This is a genomic window from Haladaptatus pallidirubidus (assembly GCF_020700235.1).
GTDB classification, from domain to species: domain Archaea; phylum Halobacteriota; class Halobacteria; order Halobacteriales; family Haladaptataceae; genus Haladaptatus; species Haladaptatus pallidirubidus.
On record NZ_CP085301.1, the window covers coordinates 900737 to 917265 of the forward strand.

Annotated in this window: 18 protein-coding genes; 9 read left to right on the forward strand and 9 right to left on the reverse strand. The window is 59.7% G+C overall.

Translation table 11 applies throughout. The annotated features are described in order from the left end of the window. Window positions 1-168: 168 nt before the first annotated feature. From LIX15_RS05140 to hjc, 3 genes are all read left to right on the forward strand, one after another. Window positions 169-846 (forward strand): hypothetical protein, encoded by a 678-nt coding sequence (locus tag LIX15_RS05140; protein ID WP_227776429.1) that lies wholly within the window; start codon window positions 169-171, stop codon window positions 844-846. A gap of 259 nt (window positions 847-1105) precedes the next feature. After that, complete coding sequence (locus tag LIX15_RS05145; RefSeq protein ID WP_227776430.1) at window positions 1106-2389, forward strand: adenosylhomocysteinase; 1284 nt, start codon at window positions 1106-1108, stop codon at window positions 2387-2389. An 88-nt stretch (window positions 2390-2477) separates the two neighbouring features. Next, window positions 2478-2966, forward strand: a complete 489-nt coding sequence (hjc, locus tag LIX15_RS05150; RefSeq protein ID WP_227776431.1) for a Holliday junction resolvase Hjc — start codon at window positions 2478-2480, stop codon at window positions 2964-2966. Between the two features lie 58 nt (window positions 2967-3024). On the opposite strand, the gene LIX15_RS05155 is transcribed toward hjc, so the two are convergent. Continuing rightward, a complete protein-coding gene (locus LIX15_RS05155; protein ID WP_227776432.1) occupies window positions 3025-3429 on the reverse strand; it encodes a winged helix-turn-helix domain-containing protein in 405 nt (134 codons plus the stop codon). A 146-nt stretch (window positions 3430-3575) separates the two neighbouring features. Between LIX15_RS05155 and LIX15_RS05160 the strand changes: the two genes are divergently transcribed. Continuing rightward, window positions 3576-4199 (forward strand): DUF8170 family protein, encoded by a 624-nt coding sequence (locus LIX15_RS05160; RefSeq protein ID WP_227776433.1) that lies wholly within the window; start codon window positions 3576-3578, stop codon window positions 4197-4199. Window position 4200: 1 nt separating this feature from the next. Here the strand turns inward: LIX15_RS05160 and LIX15_RS05165 are convergent, their stop codons facing one another. Further along, entirely contained in the window at window positions 4201-4878 is a 678-nt protein-coding gene (locus tag LIX15_RS05165) for an SWIM zinc finger family protein (RefSeq protein WP_227776434.1), read from the reverse strand. 554 nt (window positions 4879-5432) lie between these two features. Here LIX15_RS05165 and LIX15_RS05170 point away from each other — a divergent pair. Then, window positions 5433-5663 carry a DUF7472 family protein gene (locus LIX15_RS05170; RefSeq protein ID WP_227776435.1) on the forward strand — a complete coding sequence of 77 codons (231 nt, stop codon included), beginning with the start codon at window positions 5433-5435 and terminating at the stop codon, window positions 5661-5663. Window positions 5664-5709: 46 nt separating this feature from the next. Here the strand turns inward: LIX15_RS05170 and LIX15_RS05175 are convergent, their stop codons facing one another. Beyond that, window positions 5710-6777, reverse strand: coding sequence for a DNA primase large subunit PriL (locus LIX15_RS05175; protein ID WP_227776436.1), 1068 nt, complete (start codon window positions 6775-6777; stop codon window positions 5710-5712). Between the two features lie 144 nt (window positions 6778-6921). On the opposite strand from LIX15_RS05175, the gene LIX15_RS05180 reads away from it, so the two are divergent. Both LIX15_RS05180 and LIX15_RS05185 read left to right on the forward strand, forming a co-directional pair. Beyond that, window positions 6922-7509 (forward strand): DUF7474 family protein, encoded by a 588-nt coding sequence (locus LIX15_RS05180; RefSeq protein WP_227776437.1) that lies wholly within the window; start codon window positions 6922-6924, stop codon window positions 7507-7509. Window positions 7510-7587: 78 nt separating this feature from the next. Further along, window positions 7588-8598 (forward strand): AI-2E family transporter, encoded by a 1011-nt coding sequence (locus tag LIX15_RS05185; RefSeq protein ID WP_227776438.1) that lies wholly within the window; start codon window positions 7588-7590, stop codon window positions 8596-8598. A 70-nt stretch (window positions 8599-8668) separates the two neighbouring features. Here the strand turns inward: LIX15_RS05185 and LIX15_RS05190 are convergent, their stop codons facing one another. Further along, complete coding sequence (locus LIX15_RS05190) at window positions 8669-9412, reverse strand: DNA polymerase sliding clamp (protein ID WP_227776439.1); 744 nt, start codon at window positions 9410-9412, stop codon at window positions 8669-8671. Window positions 9413-9854: 442 nt separating this feature from the next. Between LIX15_RS05190 and LIX15_RS05195 the strand changes: the two genes are divergently transcribed. Further along, window positions 9855-10613, forward strand: coding sequence for a 23S rRNA (uridine(2552)-2'-O)-methyltransferase (locus tag LIX15_RS05195; protein ID WP_227776440.1), 759 nt, complete (start codon window positions 9855-9857; stop codon window positions 10611-10613). A gap of 42 nt (window positions 10614-10655) precedes the next feature. Here the strand turns inward: LIX15_RS05195 and LIX15_RS05200 are convergent, their stop codons facing one another. The 4 genes from LIX15_RS05200 to tatC (LIX15_RS05215) all read right to left on the reverse strand — a co-directional run bounded on the left by LIX15_RS05200 (window position 10656) and on the right by tatC (LIX15_RS05215) (window position 14386). Further along, complete coding sequence (locus tag LIX15_RS05200) at window positions 10656-11111, reverse strand: hypothetical protein (RefSeq protein WP_227776441.1); 456 nt, start codon at window positions 11109-11111, stop codon at window positions 10656-10658. Between the two features lie 64 nt (window positions 11112-11175). Beyond that, window positions 11176-11946 carry a queuosine precursor transporter gene (locus tag LIX15_RS05205; RefSeq protein WP_227776442.1) on the reverse strand — a complete coding sequence of 257 codons (771 nt, stop codon included), beginning with the start codon at window positions 11944-11946 and terminating at the stop codon, window positions 11176-11178. Continuing rightward, on the reverse strand, window positions 11939-12112 hold the full coding sequence (locus LIX15_RS05210) for a ribbon-helix-helix domain-containing protein (RefSeq protein ID WP_049969459.1): 174 nt from the start codon (window positions 12110-12112) through the stop codon (window positions 11939-11941). Before LIX15_RS05210 ends, LIX15_RS05205 begins: the two co-directional genes overlap by 8 nt. 36 nt (window positions 12113-12148) lie before the next feature. Then, window positions 12149-14386, reverse strand: a complete 2238-nt coding sequence (gene tatC, locus LIX15_RS05215) for a twin-arginine translocase subunit TatC (RefSeq protein WP_227776443.1) — start codon at window positions 14384-14386, stop codon at window positions 12149-12151. 94 nt (window positions 14387-14480) lie between these two features. On the opposite strand from tatC (LIX15_RS05215), the gene tatC (LIX15_RS05220) reads away from it, so the two are divergent. Beyond that, window positions 14481-15344 carry a twin-arginine translocase subunit TatC gene (gene tatC, locus LIX15_RS05220; RefSeq protein WP_345410286.1) on the forward strand — a complete coding sequence of 288 codons (864 nt, stop codon included), beginning with the start codon at window positions 14481-14483 and terminating at the stop codon, window positions 15342-15344. Window positions 15345-15554: 210 nt separating this feature from the next. On the opposite strand, the gene larE is transcribed toward tatC (LIX15_RS05220), so the two are convergent. Next, window positions 15555-16448 (reverse strand): ATP-dependent sacrificial sulfur transferase LarE, encoded by an 894-nt coding sequence (gene larE / locus LIX15_RS05225; protein ID WP_227776444.1) that lies wholly within the window; start codon window positions 16446-16448, stop codon window positions 15555-15557. Window positions 16449-16529: the final 81 nt, after the last annotated feature.

Consider the following 16529-nt stretch of genomic DNA (forward strand, 5'->3'; position numbering starts at 1 on the left):
GCGCGGTTCCTACTATTCATATTTGTCATGTTATTAACTATATATAGAAATTAAACTGTTATATTTTATTTTAAACTCTCTCGAGCGCTCTGAACTATTTATGTACGGATATAACAATCCCGAACGAGAACCGGGGTTTATACTGTCGTCCCGAGTCGGGAAAACTGCATGAAGACGAAGCAACTCGCACCGATAATCGCGGCGGTTCTCGTACTCTCCGTCGCCGCACCCGCACTCGCCGCGACCGAGGGCGACGGGATAACCGTCGGCGTCTCGCAGAACGAAGACGTCGTCGTCACCGTCACCTCGAACGGAACCGCCGTCGAGAACGCCTCGGTCAGCGTCGATGCGCTGAACAACTCCACTTACGCCGGAGCCGGGAGTTACACGACCGACGTGAACGGAACCGTCTCCTTGGCGACGCCCACGAACAACACCACGGTTCGCGTCGTGGCGACGAAAGGCAACGCGACCGATGTGACGACGACCACGTTGGTCGCTGCTGAAGAAACAGAGGAAACCGAAGGCGATTCGTTCGGCCAACGGGTTTCGTCGTTCGTCCACGCGCTCATTTCGGGCGAGAACGTGAAGAATCCGGGTCAAATCATCTCGGCGTGGGTTACGGAGAACAACCCCGGAGCGGACAAGAAATCTGCCGTAGACGAAGAGTCCGGTGCGGACAAGAAACCCGACCACGCAGGCTCGCCGGAAAAGAGCGAAAAGAACGGTGACGACCACCCCGGAAACGGACACGACAAGAAGGGTGACGAGAAAGAGGACGACGAAGACGAGAAGGACGGCCATCCCAGCAAAGGGAACGGCAAAAAGAACGGGCACGGCAACTGACGAGGAAGCCCACACATATAGTCCCTACTCGCAGCGTAGATAGACAACAGACAAACAGTACCAGCAGTAGACACACAGTACCAATAGCAGACACTCGCAGTACGCGGTAACGGGACATCCCGTCCACATTGCAACCGACTGTCGACGAATCACTGCAATCGACTGCCTGTGACGCATCGTAACCGACTACTTTCGAATTCTCACACCACGGCCGACCGCCTTCGGTAGCATTTTGGGTGCGCTCTTCCTTCTCCAACGTATGGCAGAGTATCTATCGATTAGCGAGCAACTCGACGATACGGAGAGTGCTCGCGTCGAAGGCCATCGAAAGATGGACTGGGCGCGACAGCACATGCCGATTATGACGGCTGTCAGGGAGGAATTCGAATCCGAAAAACCCCTCGACGGCCAGCGAATCGGCATGGCGATGCACGTCGAAGCGAAAACCGCCGTGCTGGTCGAAACCCTCGCGGAGGGCGGCGCGGACGTCGCCGTCACCGGCTGTAACCCGCTCTCGACCCACGACGACGTGAGCGCCGCGCTGGACGAACACCCTAACATCACGAGCTACGCCAAACGCGGCGTCGGTGACGAGGATTACTACGAAGCAATCGAAGCCGTCATCGACATCGAACCGACCGTCACCGTGGACGACGGGATGGACATGGTCGCCGCGATTCACGAAGACCACCCCGAGCTCATCGACTCCATCGTCGGCGGCTGTGAGGAAACCACCACCGGCGTCCACCGACTCCGTGCGATGGATGCGGACGGCGCGCTCGACTACCCCGTCTTCGCCGTCAACGACACGCCGATGAAACGCCTGTTCGACAACGTCCACGGAACGGGCGAATCTTCGCTCGCGACCATCGCCATGACGACGAATCTCTCGTGGGCCGGGAAGACCGTCGTCGTCGCCGGCTACGGCTACTGCGGCAAAGGCGTCGCCAAGAAGGCCTCGGGCCAGAACGCGAACGTGGTGGTCACGGAGGTCGAACCGCGCCGCGCCCTCGAAGCACACATGGAAGGCTACGAGGTGAAACCGATGGCCGAGGCCGCAAAGGTTGGCGACGTGTTCATCACGACGACGGGCAACCGCGACGTGATTACGAAAGACCATTTCGAGGTCATGAAGGACGGCGTCCTGCTCGCCAACGCGGGCCACTTCGACATCGAAATCGACCTGAACGAACTCTCCGACCTCGCCGTCGCCGAGCGTGACGCCCGCGACGGCGTCCACGAGTACGAGATGGAAGACGGCCGCCGCCTCAACGTCCTCGCCGAGGGTCGCCTCGTCAACCTCGCCGCGCCCCTCGCGCTGGGCCACCCGGTCGAAGTCATGGACCAGAGCTTCGGCGTGCAGGCCGCCTGCGTCCGCGAAATGGTCGAAAACAGCGACGAGTACGACGCTGGCGTCCACGACGTGCCGGACGAGTTGGACAAGGAAATCGCGGAAATCAAGTTGGAGGCAGACGGCGTGAAATTCGACTCGCTCACGGACGAGCAGGCGGAGTACATGGGTAGCTGGCAGCACGGGACGTAAGGCTTCGATTTTCTATCCGCGTTCTTCGATAGCGAGACGCCGCGGAGCGACGGGATTAAACCGTGGGCAGAGAGAGATACGGACACGAATGGCGAACGCGAAAGGTGATAGACGGGAGCGCGAACTCGTCAACAAGTTGGACGAGGAAGGATTCGCTGTCATGCGCGCTCCTGCCAGCGGGGGTGCGACCCAGCGCGAACTGCCGGACGTGCTGGCCGGGAACGGCGACGTGTTCTACGCTATCGAGGCGAAATCCAGTTCCGGCGACCCGATTTACCTCTCCGGGGAAGAAATCGAGGCGTTGGTCTACTTCTCGCAGAACTTCGGCGCGAAACCCAAAATCGGAGTTCGATTCGACCGCGAGGATTGGTACTTTTTCCACCCCGCGGACGTGCACCAGACCAGCGGGGGCAACTACCGAGTGAAAAAGGAAACCGCGCTGGAAGAGGGCGACCCGATGGACGCCCTGCAAACGGAGGACGAAGACGAGGAAGCGAAACACCAAATCGGGGACGTGCTGAACGCGGTTGCAGAGGGTATCCTCTCGGTTGATGAAGCGAAAGAGATGCTGGGGTGAAATTCGGATTTCGGGAATATAGGCCGACGACTGTCGAAAACTTCGACAGTCGTCGGCACTACTCGGGACGAGGGGCGTTTTCGTATTTCAGCAGTTCGTCCGGTTTATCGATTCGGGAGTAGATGGTCTGAAACGTCTTCTCCGCCCGAAGAACGTTGTGCCGGTCGAGGAACGCCCGTCCCGAGTCGGAGAGACCGTAAAAAGTGTGTGGAAAGTCGCGGCGGCGCTCGCCTTCGGGGAGTTCGACCGCTTCGACTACGCCGTGGTCGCGGAGCACCTTCAGATGGGTGTAAATCGTACTTTCGCTCTTACTCGGGTTGACGAGCGCCAACTCCTTGAACGACGGGAGTTGTTGTGGGTGGCCGAGGATGTTTTGCAGGAGTGTAAACCGCGTCTCTTGGGTAATGGCGTGCAGGGTTTCGCGTTCCGATTCGACCGTCGAATCTCCCGAGGTGCTACTCATACTGATATCTACCATCGCCGGGAAGGAAACTGTTTTGGTCGTAATCGAATCAATCGGTATTGAATCGATTGTAATCTAATTAGTTACCAAATCAGTAATTGATTCGATAATTAAGTTATTTGTATTTAGAGTTCGTCGGCTATTGCATGGCTCCTCGTTCCGACAAATCTCCCAACACGCCTCCCGGGAGACCACCTGACAAGTCGTCCGACAAGTCACCCAACGACACCCCTGACGAACCCCCCGACCGAACGGAAATCGTGGAGAAAGCCGAGGAATATCTTCACGACACCAGTCTCTCCCTCGAAGCGTACGAAAACCTCTCGCGCTCCATCAGCGAACTGACGCCAATCATTCGAACCGACACGTCGTACTTCGTACTCGGCAGTTACGGTCGAGAGGAGATTCGTCGATTGCAACTCGTCAAAGACCGGCTCAATCGACGTCTGAACAGCTACGCATTCCTGATGGTCGATGTCCGCGGAGAGTGGGAAAACGGCGTCTTGAAGTTCCGTGTCCTCGCTGATTTCACCGACCACATCGTCGGTGTCGTTGAACACGACCGAAGCGGGTTTCTCGTCGAACAGGGATTGTTCGTCGCCGAAGAGTCGTACTTCGAAAAGACACACGTACTGAAGCGCGAGTACGAAGGCGAGTCGCCATACAGTTGGATGCAAGAGAGCGTCTTCGAGCTCCTCGACCGAGAGGGTCGCCTCTACGCGTGGAGCGGGGAGGGCGCTCTCGGTCGGGAAACAGAAAAAATTCCGTAGGTCAGTTCGGCTCCGGAAAGTCCGTCAGTTCGGACTGGTCATCCGGCGGTTCGGGGCGTCGAAGCCGCGAACGCGGGAACGAATACCGGCGCACGTGCGACGGCCGTAACTGCTCGGGTCGCAGTCCCGCCGGAATGGGATAGAGGACTTCCACCACGGGGTCGTCCGCCGGGTAGCCCTCGTTCGCGGGATACTCGGCCACGGTGCAGTCTTTGTCGGGCACTTCGACGGAGTCAGCGCGGAAGCCCGGCATCCGGACGACGACCATGAGGTCGCCCGTGTTCCGGTCAATAACCGGTTCGCCGGGGTGGAGTTCGCAGTGGTCACAGAAGTGAATCGCATCCGCCTTCTGTTCATCCACGAAAACGTCCGACTCGCATCGAGCGCATCCGACCGCCTCCTTTCCCGGCGGCGGCACTCGCCCCTCGTTGATTTCAATGGCCACGCGACGGAGGTGTTTGCACCGAACCCCGCGCATCATGTGGTCGGGGCAGGTGCATCGACCACCGATCAGGTCGGCGAAGTAGGTGTGGTCGCTCTGGCTTTCAACTTCGTACAGACCGCCACCGAGCGGCGTGACGGCCATTCGCTCCGCTCTGGCGCGCTGTGAGCGAGGGTCGGCCTCGCCAGTGTCCGCCAACGGAGCCAACGATACTTTTCTGGAAGCTGTTGTGTTCATGCTGTTGCTTCCTCCTACGCGAAACGAATACGACGAAAATCGGCGCTTCACGGCGTCTCAGCGGTCGTTTCTACGTACTAACTGTACGCGCTGGAAGGTCGTAAGGCTTTCACCTGTTCTCGCAAGTGACTGACGGTTTTGCAAGGTGTTTCGGGGGTAATGGCTCGTTGAAAGCGGACGGCGGTCCGAACCGAGCCCGACCTCCTCGGGCGTTTACGCGCCCTCGTCGAACGGCCTCAGGCGCTCACTGCGTCCGGGGGGAGATTGGTCTGCCGATTCGCGGCATTTACACACCCGACTTGAGGACGAGGCGAGGGGGCTTGCGCCAGCGGACGGCGCAGGTTCCCGAGCGTCGGGGAGGACAGAAGACGAAACGGAGCGTCGTGCCAGCAATCGGCACGACGCTCCACAGGTGGTTTGGCCCTAGCAGTTGCGATCGCGGCAAGAGAATCAAAACCCATCAAACAGCGTAACACGGACAGAAACCAGCAATCGCGACGGAGCACGTTACAGCTCACACGAAATATCGGTCCCGGCCGAGAAACGGAGAACTTTTGACCGAACCGTGGGAAACGCCGGACATGAATATCGAGGGCGAGACGCTCCGTGACATCGTCGTCTCCGTCGTGTCGGTCGGTCTATTTATCGCATCCACAATCGTCGTCGGCACTCAGTTCGACGACGGCGGCCTCACGGAGCAGGGGGCGCTTGCGCTCATCGCCGTCATGGTCGGCTTCGTGTTCTTAATGACCATCGTGGGTATCTGGCTGGCGAATCAACACTAAAGATTTCCCCGAAGGTCACGCCTGACCGTCACGCGAAGGGTCACGCCTACCGGTCGCGCCAATCCGTCACGGCTCCGTTTTCGTCCAACGCGTCCTCGTAGTAGACGAGCGGATGCGTAATCGTCTCACAGCGGTCGTCCATGTTCACGCAGTCGTCGTAGGCTTTGAGCGTCGCGCAACTCGGCGGGGCGAACTGCGCGCTTCGCTCGTCGCGCACCCGCTCGACGCGGTAGCGCAGACGATCCGCCCGCGCCGAACCTCGAACTTCGCAGAGCGCCAGCACCTCGTCGGCGTCGAGTCCGATGCTGGCGAGGAACGATACGAGAGAAAACTCCGAGGCAGGAGCGAGCGGTTCCCCGTCCCGAATGTCCGTGAGCAGGGCTTTCATGCACGGCGGGAAAAATTCCGGCGCGAGCGTGTCGATGTCGTGCGAAAAGTCGGCGTCGGTGAACGACGATTCCAGTTCCGACACCTCCGCGGAGAGCGCGTCCGCGATTTCCTCCGGCACGGAAAGCGGGAGTTCGGAGGCGATGCGTTCTTCCGCCGCGGAGCGGAGCAGTTCGTGGAGTTCCGCCTGCGACACGCCGACCAGCCCGTCCGAAAGTCGTCGCGTGACGAGTCGCCAGTCGTCGTCGGAAAAATCACCGACGAGCGAAAGGTAGGTGCCGACAGTGACGCCGAAATCGTTCTCGCGCTTCGTCACCGACTCGGCGAGGTCGAAATCCGAAAGAAGCGATTCGAGCGTGAGCGACGCTCCTTGCGTGCTTTTCAGACCGTCGCCCGGCGACTCGAAGTCGGCAACGAACTGCTCGTAGGCCGTCCCGGCCTCCGCGCTGGCGTACTTTTCCACCGCGCCGGGAGCGTCGAGGAGCGACACCAGCATCCGGGCGATGGGATAGGAGAGAACTTCCGCGGTCACTCCCCATCGCGGACCGTCTTCGGGTGAGCGAACCGTCCCGTCCAGCAGCGCTCGGCGCACGCGCTCCACGCCGCGTTCGACCGCAGGGTGGCGGTCACCCTCGCCGGCGATGATCTCGGCGAGGTTGACGTTCGCGTCCCGAACCGCCTCACGGGAACTCGTGAGGAACGGGTACCGGGCGTGGAGCGAGTTCATACTCGCCAATTCGTGTGGCCACGAATAAACGCGACGGTCGCTCGGTAACGGTCGATTACCCCGAGGCGGTGGAACGGAAATACGACGTTTCCCGACCGCAGTGGAATCCAATCATCTATTACCGCCGCGTGAGAAGCGGGTTCCGTGCCACGTTTCGCGTATCCGTGTCCCGACTGCCGAACCACGACGAACCTCCACGGCCCGGACTGCCAGCTCGACGGCGAACCGTGGGCCGACATCGAGAAGTCGTACACGGACATCATCGCGGTACTCTCCACCGACTCGCACACCGAAGAAGAGCTCCGAGAGGCGATTCACGGACGCTGGGATGGGCTTCACGCGGCGGCGTTGAGTCGTCTCCGCCACGAAAAACGGGTGGTCGAAAGCGACGGCGCGCTTCGCCTTCTCAGCGCGGAGGAGTTCCGCGAAACGGTGTCCGAGCCGAGTTTCGAGCCGATGGAAACGATTTACGAGAAAGGGAGCGTCCCGGGGACGCACGACAACGCCGTCTTCGCCATGATTGCGTGGTACGAGATGGTCGGTTTGTCGTGGCCCGAAACCCGCGAGAACGTCATCGACTGGCTTCACAAAAGCGGAACGTGGGGGCGCGGCGGGTTCGAGGAATCCTCGCCCGAGGAGCTGGTCGAAAGCAAGCGACACGTCTACGAGGCAGGGTACGGCTGGAAGGAGAAAGCGCAATCGGCGAAGGCGGTTATCGACCGCAATCTGTGAGCGAATCCGAACACGCATCGTGATTTGTTCGGGAAATCGCGCCACGATTATTATATCGCTCGATACCCTGCTCTCGATATGAACTCGAGTAAGGGATTTTTGTTGGCATCGTTCGCCGTGTTTGCCCTCGTCGGCGTCCTACTCGTCCTCCCGTTTCTCCAGCACGTGCTCGCGGCGATCTTGCTCGGCTACATTCTGTACCCCCTCCAGCGACGACTTGCACCGCACGTCGGTTCCCGACTCTCGTCGGGACTGTTGCTCGTCGTCGCCACCGTTGCCTTTCTCCTCCCGTTCGCGGCCGTGGCGGGTGCTGTCATCGAGGAGGCGACGCGGCTCTGGATAGCGATTCGCGAAGGGCGCCTCGATCTCACGACCGTCGAGAGCTACGTGCTCCGGTATTCTGGGATAGAAGTGGACATTTCGGCGCTTCTCCAGTCGTCCGGTGAAAACGGCGCGACCCAGTTGGTCGGAAACCTCATCGGCGTGTTCGGAGCCGCCACGCACGCGCTCATCGGTCTCGGTCTCACCCTTTTTCTCCTCTACTACTTTCTGAAAGACGGTGACAGCCTCGTCCGCTGGATGCGGAGTGTAACGCCGCTCCCATCGGACGTGCAGGACGACTTGTACTCGGAAATCGACGACGTGATGTGGGCGGTTTTCGCCGGGCACGTTTTCGTTGCGGTCGTACAGGGCGTGGTCGCAGGAGTCGGCCTCTTCGTCACCGAAATACCGAACGCCCTCTTCTGGACGGCCGTGATGGTCGTACTCGCCCTTCTGCCGCTCATCGGCGCGTTCATGGTGTGGGGGCCGGCCGCCATCTACCTGTTCGTGAACGGACAGCCGCTCGCGGCGGCATTCTTGGTCGTCTACGGAACCGTCGTCGTCGGCATCACGGACGACTACTTGCGGCCGATCGTGGTAGACCGTCACGCCGAGCTGAACCCGGCGGTCATCATCCTCGGCTTGGTCGGCGGTATCTACGTTATGGGGTTCATGGGAATCTTCTTCGGCCCCGTCGCGCTGGGGGTGCTAAAGGCGATCATCGACGTGCTCGGAGAGGAGTACTCACGACCGGAAACGGGAGAGTAGCTTTCGAAGAAGATTGTACGATGATATTCGGTCGGTCGGCTGCTCAGCGTCTCCCGAAGCGAGAAAAGGGTTAGTCGCTCTGGATGCGCGGCGCGAGCATGTACGTAACCTCGCCCATTCCTTCCGCGGTTTCGAAGTGAAGTTTCAGCGGGAACTCCTCGCCGAGGTCGATGGTCACTTCGCCGTTTTTCGGGAGCGCCTTGTTCATATCCTTCAGGTAGTCGAGGCTGAACAGAGAGTGGGCCGGGCCCGCAGTGAGATCGATGAGGTCGTCGGTGTCGAGTTTCAAATCGACGTTGTCGGTGTCGCCCTCTGCTTCGATGTAGAACACGTTTTCGTCCTCGTCGACGCCGAGTGCGATGTGGTCGGAGACCATGTCCGCGGCTTTAACTGCGCGGTCGATGTCCGAGCCTTCGACGACGATGGTCGCGGGAAGGTCGAGATCTGGAATGTCGGGTTCCTGCCGGATGGAGTCCGGGTCGATGAGCGCGAGGGTGTATTCCAGTCCGTCGATTTTGATGTGGAGTTTGCGGGTTTCCTCGTCCAGTTCCAACTCGATGAGTTGGTCGGAACTGGCCATTCCTGCAATACTTTCGAGTCGGTCTAAGTTGACGCCGATGACGCCGCCGTCCGCCTCGTAGGATTCGAATGCCTCGTTGGAGAGTTGGAGGTCGACCATGCCGACGTTCGCCGGGTCAACCGCCTTGATAGCGAGGCCATCCTCTTCGAGGTGGATTTTACACTCATCCACCAGTACGCCCACGGAATCGATTGTCGTCCGGAGCGTATCCGCGCTCACGATAGCCTTGAACATGTTGGCGATTGCTACGAAACCGCGGCATAAAAAGTCACCCGTTCGCGCGCGCGACGTGTGCGTGTGACAAACAGTTTCTGCCCGACTCACCGCCGTTTCCGGATTATTACATCCGTCAATAAACAGATTTTTGATAAACGTTTTACGGGAGAAGGTATTCTTCTCGAATATGTCGCAGGAGTGGCGGCCAGAAGGATACACGCTCGATGAAGACGACCCACGCTGGGGAATATGCGATTATTGTAACAAAAAAGTCTTCGTTGGCGGGAAGAACAAATCGGACCTCGTTCGGCATCAGGACGAGTGTGAACATCGCTGAGACGATATCTCCGGCAGTTATTTTCATATTCGCCAGTCTTAACCCCGGGGCGACGGACGGGCAAAGCGAGAGACGAAGCGAACGAAGGGCGTTTACGCCTCCGAAGGATAGCATCCACAACAAATGGCTCGCAAAGACCACTACTACAATAAATCCAAGCAGGAAGGCTACCGCGCCCGGTCGGCCTACAAATTAAAACAGCTGGACGAGGAGGCAAACCTCATCGGCGAGGGAGAAACCGTCATCGACCTCGGCGCCGCCCCCGGCGGATGGCTACAGGTCGCAAAGGAGCAAGTCGGCGAGTCAGGAACCGTCGTCGGCGTCGACCTCCAGCGAATCGACGAACTAGACGGCGTCGAGACGATTCGCGGCGACATGACCGAGGAGAAAACGCGAGAGGAAGTCCGAGAATCGGTCGGTTCCGCCGACGTCGTCCTCTCCGACATGGCACCGAACATGTCCGGCGAGTATAGCCTCGACCACGCTCGATCGGTCTACCTCGCCCGACAGGCCTTCGAGACGGCGCTGGAGATGTTGGACAGCGGCGGTGACTTCGTCGCGAAGGTGTTTCAGGGGCCGGATTTAGCCGACCTGCGCGACGACATCGAAGACGAGTTCGAATACGTCAGAACGATGAGTCCCGAAGCTTCCCGCGACGAATCCTCCGAAGTATACCTCGTGGCCCGGGGGTACCTCACCTCGCCGGTGGAGGCGGGAGACACCCTCGAAGTGACCATCGAAAACGTCGGAAGCGAAGGCGACGGCATCGCAAAAGTCGAGGGGTACACGCTGTTCGTCCCGAGTACGGAGGCCGGTGAGACAGTCGAAATCCGCGTCGAAGAGGTCAAACCACGATTCGGCTTCGCCCAGAAAATCGACTAACGAAGTAGTCGATTCGCGCGAGAAAAGTTACGTAGCGATTCGTTAGGAACGCGGAATTCCGGAGATGAGAAGCGAGGTCACGATACCGAACAGTCCGAGTAGCGCCAATCGCACGACTGCGAATCCTTCGGGATTCACCATCGGAATCGCCGCGTTCGCGGCGATTCCGACGACTGCGAGCACCGCCGCGAGAATACGGTAGTACTTTTCGTCGTACTCGATATTCGCGGCCCGAACCCACGGATTCTCGTCCGGGGCGCTGCTGTAGGAGCGCCGTCTTCGCTCGATGCCATCCTCGGTTCGAACGGCGTAGAACGCGCGTCGCAGGGATAGTAGAATGCCCCCGAAAATCGCGCCGACGAACAGGCCCGTAACGATATTTTCATCGCTTCCGAGGACGGCCACGCCGACCCCGAAGCCGAGCGTCGGGAGGAGAAATAAACCGGCGATTTCCAGCATATCGACGACCGGGGCCGTCGTCTCCTGCGGTGATTGCATCGGTATTTTCGTATTGTTTCGTTGCTACTTAGAGGTTAACGCCGTAGAATACGAATCGCCGCCGTCAATCGGCCGTACTCGGATACGTCGGCGCATGACCCTGCGAGCGCAGGTATCCGACGACGGCGTAGACGAATGGCGTGTCGAGGAAAGCGACGACGAGTTTGAAGATGTACTGGCCGACGATGAGCGAGAGGATGACGTTTCCGGGGAGTTGCGCCCCGATGCCGAGATACTGCGGGAAGACGAAAAACGCCACGCTGACGAAGATGACCGTGTCGATAGCCTGACTGCTCGCCGTCGAACCTATGTTGCGCGCCCAGAGGTGGGCTCCGCCCGTAAGTTCACGGAGTTTGTGGAACACGATGACGTCCCAGTTCTGGCTCACGGCGTAAGCTAACAGACTGCCAACGACGATTGGCGTGCTCGCTCCGAGGACGGTTTCGAACATCGTCGGGTCGACGCTGGACTGTGCGGCGGGCGCTCGGATGGTAGACCAGACGAGCGCCAGCATAACGAAGTTCATCACCAGTCCGACGGTCACGAGTCTCGTCGCCGCCCGGCGTCCGTACAGTTCCGAATAGCAGTCCGACGCGAAGAATGTGAGCGCGTACGCCAGCGCCGCACCCGGCAGGACGAGCGCATCATCAGTAACCGGGAGTGAAAACGGAAGGCCGAACGCCAACACCTTCGCCGCGGTGAGTTGGGCCGTCACGAGTGCCGTGATGAACAGACCCGCGATGGTGAGTTGACCGGTGGCGAGGGCGGGCTGGTGGCTCCCTCGCGGCCGCTGATCGGTTGGGTTTTCCGAGGGTCGCCGACCCTCGTCAGTCATCCTGCAATCTCCCATGGCGCTCGTCTATCTCGTCTAAAACGTCCAGCATCTTCCTGACGGAGGCGCGAATCGCCTCGCTTCGGTTGACGAATTTCCCGTCCTCACCGACGTGTGCATCCAAGTCGGCGAGCAGTTCGTCGGGCACTTCGACGCTTATCTTGCTCATACCGTGATATTCTCAGAAGCATACTTAAGCACACCGTCAGGCGCGCCTACCGCCGAAAGTGAACACCCACAGGATTGCGAGTCCCAGTCCGTAGGCCAGCGAAACCGGGATTGCGACGAGGAACATCGTGTAGAGGCTGTCCGGCGTCACCAGTCCCGCGATTGCGAAGGTTCCGACGACGAACACCCGCCAGCGATTTCGCATGGATTTGTAGTTGAGGATGCCGCCCGCGTGGAACAGGAACATCGAGACGGGGATGTTTGCCAAAAGGCCGATACCGACCGTGGTGAAGAAAACGAGCCAGAAGAAGCTCTTCACACGGTAAGAGATTATCATCTCCGCGGCGTGAGCGTCGGTGACGAGCCACGAGATGATGCTCGGCGCGATGAGACCGTATCCAATGGCGCTGCCGACGACGAGACCGAGGAAGAGCATCCCGCCCCAGACGAAGAACACGTTGCGGTTCCCCTTGACGAGTTTGCGCTCTTTCATCGCCGGCCAGCCGTAGTACATCACCATCGGAAGCACGGAGACGGCGGCGAGCAGGGTACTGATTTTCACCTCGAAGATGAGCGCCTCGACAGGGTGGAGCGTCACGATGTTGAGCAGGTCGCCCTGTCGAACGATTTCCTGCGGAACACGCCGCGTGAAATCCTCGTTGATGTAGCCGATACCGCCGTTGTACAGCCAGACGAACACGCCCGCGAGGACGAGCATGAACACGCCGACGACTCGGAACATCTTCGACGTGAGGCTCCGGAAGATGAACGCGATGTCGTAGTAGTAGCCGCCGATGTCGTCTTCCGTCGTCTCGTCATCGGTGAAGGCGTTGGCCATCCCGGCGGCGGTGCTTTGGACGACGTTTCCACCATCGTCCTCGTTTCCTTGCTTTGCAACGTCTTCGGCGAGCGGTGCGCCGTCGGCTTCGCGGACTTCTGGTTCCTCTTTTTCCTCTTCCTCGTTGACCTCGTCCCAGCGGTCGAGGATGAGCTGCGCCTTGTCGGGGTCATCGTTTTCCATCGCGGTGCGCGCGTGGTCGAGCGATTCCCCTTCGCTCATCTCCTCGAACACTTCGGGAGGAGCCGCACGAACGCCTGCCGAATCGAGTTCGTCGATGTCGAGTGCACTCGGTGCGCCGGAGGGTTCCATCGTCGAACCGGCTTCGAGCGAGGCGAACAGGAAGTAGAGAACCGCGATAACGAATCCCAAAAGAGCGAACCCGACCACGACTGCGACGATGGCCGTTTCCCGCGGAAGACCGAGGTACTGCTGGAGGGTCGGAATATCGTTCACCGGGCGATACTTCGCCGGAAACATCGGAAGCAGTTCGTTCTGGACGTAGAGGCCGCCGCCCTGCGAGATAAACAGGTAGGTTCCGCCGCCGGCGACCAGCGCGATACCGGCGATGTGGCTCCATTTCTCCCGAATCGTCTTTCCGAGGCTCACCGCCTCGCTTCCGCGACGGATGGTGACGACGATTTTCGTTAGGTAGAGGCTGAACGCGTACAGGACGAGCAGCGGCGCGGCCCACATGATCTGCGTGAACGGATCCGGGGGGGAGAAGAACGCACCGAACAGGAAGATGCCGAGAACCGCGTACCGCCACTTGTCGCGGAACGTTTCGTAGCGGACGATGCCCGTGTAGCCGAGCGAGCTCATGACGAGTGGCATCTCGGCGGCGAGTCCGAACGAGAGCGTCAGCACGAGGACGAACTCCGTCCATTCAACGATACCGTAATTCGGACTGAATCCCGCATTGACCGCGTTTTCCGCCAAGAAATTGAACATTATCGGGAAGAAAAGCGAGTAGCCGTAGGAAAGACCACCGATAAAGAGGACGATGGCGAGAACGACCATCGGGAAAATCTTCCAGTACGAAATCGAGAGGTCGGGGTACCATTCGCGTTGTCGAAGCGAATCGCGGCTAAGATACAGAAGGACGGGGAGCGCGATGAGTGCACCGGCAATCATCGCGATTTTCGCCTGTAAGAGGATAACGTCGAACGGTGTCACCGCGACGATGTTGACCTTGCCCATCACGTGTTGGGGCATTCCAGAGGTCGTCACCTCTTTCAGAAACGGCCAGATGCCCGGAAACGATCCGATGGGCGTCGTCATCGCGTAGAACGTCCCGAGGAACCCGAGAACGAATACGATGAAGACTTTCTGCAGATGCTTCTGGGCGGCAGAAAGCATCGCTCCGATCGTCTCACGGCCGCTCGCGACCGTTTCCGCGGTATCTTCGCCGATAACGCTGTTCCCCGAGGTAGACATTCCTTGCGAATGGTAACCCCGTCCCAGTTATCAATCTTCTCGTCTCGCAAGATGAAGAAAGCCTATAATAACCCGGATGCTTAGCACCGGGTGAATGGGCGAAGAATCGGAGGCGACGGCAGGAAGTAATCTATCGAAGACTCCGACCCCTGAGGAGGGTCGAGAGCCGCCGGAGGAGAAAGAGCATCTGTACGCGCCGGAAGATCCGGAGCCAGCGGTTGAGCGACCGAGCCAGCCGACGAGCGACGAGGAGATGCCGTTGGCAGACCACATCGAGGAGATGATAAAACGGCTCGCGGTCGTCCTCATCATGGCTGGCGTCGTGAGCGTCGTCACCCTTCCGTTCGCGGAGAACGTCATCAACTTCCTGTGGAACTCGGTGCTTCCAATCAGCGAGACCACCCGTCCTCGCCTCTACCATCCGCTCGCGCTCGTCATGACGGAACTCAAGGTGGCCAGCCTCGCCGGAGTTATCATCGCCCTCCCCGTTATGGTGTACCAGACGTACCTGTTCATGCGGCCCGGTCTGTATCCGAACGAGCGCCGATACTACCTCGCCGCGGTTCCGACCAGTCTCGTCCTCGCCTTCGTCGGCGTCAGCTTCGCCTACTTCCTCATCCTGCCCGCCATCTTCACCTACTTCCTCTCATACACCCAGAACGCCGAGGTCGTCATCGTCGCGTTCGGACTGACGAAAACGTTCGACCTCATCCTGATGATGATGGGCGTGCTGGCGGTCGTCTTCCAGATACCACTGCTCATCATGCTCGCAATCATGATGGGGCTGACGACCCGGCAGTGGCTGGCGGACAAGCGGCTGTATTTCTGGAGCGGTTTCCTCGGCTTTTCGTTCCTATTCAGTCCCGACCCGACCGGAATGGCCCCATTCCTCGTCGCGCTCACGATGGTCGGACTGTTCGAAGGAACGCTACTGCTCCTGAAGTGGACGGGCAGGTAACAGTTCGTTCCCGTTCTATTTTCGCGATGAAATTTCTCCGCCGTACAATGGCGCCTTTCGGAGCTCGTAACCGGCTTATAACTAAGGGAGGTGGTTGCGTAGTCAATGATAGCGTTCGTGCCTGTGCCCTTAGCTCGCGTGCCAGCAGCTACAGACCGCAGTTCGCGTGCCAGCAAACTGCCACCCTTTGGGTGCGAACGCCGTCGATTTCTATGAGTCGCCAGTTGGATAGTCAGCGCTGAACACGTCTTCGACTAGCGGTTCGTCCGTTTGCTGTGACTCGTTTTCCTCTGACTCACTTTCGGGACTCACGCTGCCGGTTCGGTAGCCGCCCAAATCGAGCGTGACGTGGTCGAAGCCGAGTTCCGTGAGATGCTCGCGGGCGGCGCTGGCGAACTCCTCGTCCAATGCGCGGGGAAGTTCGTCCTCGCCGACTTCGATGCGCGCGAGTCCGTCGTGGTCGCGGATGCGAAACTGGGAGAAGCCCCACTGCCGGAGGAGGGTTTCCGCGCGCTCGATGCGCGAAAGCCGCTCCTCGGTGACCTCCAATCCGGTCGGGATGCGAGAGGAGAGACACGCCATTGCAGGTTTGTCGGCGACCGAAAGCTCGTACCTGTCCGCGATTTCGCGAACCTCGGCCTTCGAGATGTCGTGCTGGAGGAGCGGAGAATAGGCGTCGAGTTCTTCCACCGCGCGCAGGCCGGGGCGGTGTCCGGCGTTCACATCGTCGGCGTTCGTTCCGTCGCAGACGATGTCGATACCGAGTTCGCTCGCCCGCTCGAACATCGTTCCGAGTCGCATGGTTCGGCAGTGATAACAGCGGTCGTCATCGTTTGCGACGAACGCGGGGTCGTCCAGTTCGCTGAACTCGGCGATTTCGTGCCGGATGCCGATTTCCTCGGCGACTCGGGTCGCGTCTCCGAGTTCAGCGTCTGGAAGCGTCTCGCTCTTTGCGGTGCACGCGACGGCGTCGTCGCCGAGCGCGTCGTGCGCGATGGCGGCGACGACGCTCGAATCGACGCCGCCGCTGAACGCGACGAGAACGCCGTCACGGTCGGCGAGGTCTGCTTTCACGGCGGCCAGTTTCTCCTCGACGGTCGGCATACTACCTTCTCTCGCCCGCGTCTCCAAAACTCTCGTGATGTAAATCGGGGTTCGAGCGGATGCAGGTGATTCCCGCTCCGC

Bases quoted from the DNA above. Each gene is read 5' to 3' on its own strand.
- LIX15_RS05140 (WP_227776429.1), top strand. From the start codon at position 169: ATGAAGACGAAGCAACTCGCACCGATAATCGCGGCGGTTCTCGTACTC.
- LIX15_RS05145 (WP_227776430.1), top strand. From the start codon at position 1,106: ATGGCAGAGTATCTATCGATTAGCGAGCAACTCGACGATACGGAGAGT.
- hjc (WP_227776431.1), top strand. From the start codon at position 2,478: ATGGCGAACGCGAAAGGTGATAGACGGGAGCGCGAACTCGTCAACAAG.
- LIX15_RS05155 (WP_227776432.1), bottom strand. From the start codon at position 3,429: ATGAGTAGCACCTCGGGAGATTCGACGGTCGAATCGGAACGCGAAACC.
- LIX15_RS05160 (WP_227776433.1), top strand. From the start codon at position 3,576: ATGGCTCCTCGTTCCGACAAATCTCCCAACACGCCTCCCGGGAGACCA.
- LIX15_RS05165 (WP_227776434.1), bottom strand. From the start codon at position 4,878: ATGAACACAACAGCTTCCAGAAAAGTATCGTTGGCTCCGTTGGCGGAC.
- LIX15_RS05175 (WP_227776436.1), bottom strand. From the start codon at position 6,777: ATGAACTCGCTCCACGCCCGGTACCCGTTCCTCACGAGTTCCCGTGAG.
- LIX15_RS05185 (WP_227776438.1), top strand. From the start codon at position 7,588: ATGAACTCGAGTAAGGGATTTTTGTTGGCATCGTTCGCCGTGTTTGCC.
- LIX15_RS05190 (WP_227776439.1), bottom strand. From the start codon at position 9,412: ATGTTCAAGGCTATCGTGAGCGCGGATACGCTCCGGACGACAATCGAT.
- LIX15_RS05195 (WP_227776440.1), top strand. From the start codon at position 9,855: ATGGCTCGCAAAGACCACTACTACAATAAATCCAAGCAGGAAGGCTAC.
- LIX15_RS05200 (WP_227776441.1), bottom strand. From the start codon at position 11,111: ATGCAATCACCGCAGGAGACGACGGCCCCGGTCGTCGATATGCTGGAA.
- LIX15_RS05205 (WP_227776442.1), bottom strand. From the start codon at position 11,946: ATGACTGACGAGGGTCGGCGACCCTCGGAAAACCCAACCGATCAGCGG.
- LIX15_RS05210 (WP_049969459.1), bottom strand. From the start codon at position 12,112: ATGAGCAAGATAAGCGTCGAAGTGCCCGACGAACTGCTCGCCGACTTG.
- tatC (WP_227776443.1), bottom strand. From the start codon at position 14,386: ATGTCTACCTCGGGGAACAGCGTTATCGGCGAAGATACCGCGGAAACG.
- tatC (WP_345410286.1), top strand. From the start codon at position 14,481: ATGGGCGAAGAATCGGAGGCGACGGCAGGAAGTAATCTATCGAAGACT.
- larE (WP_227776444.1), bottom strand. From the start codon at position 16,448: ATGCCGACCGTCGAGGAGAAACTGGCCGCCGTGAAAGCAGACCTCGCC.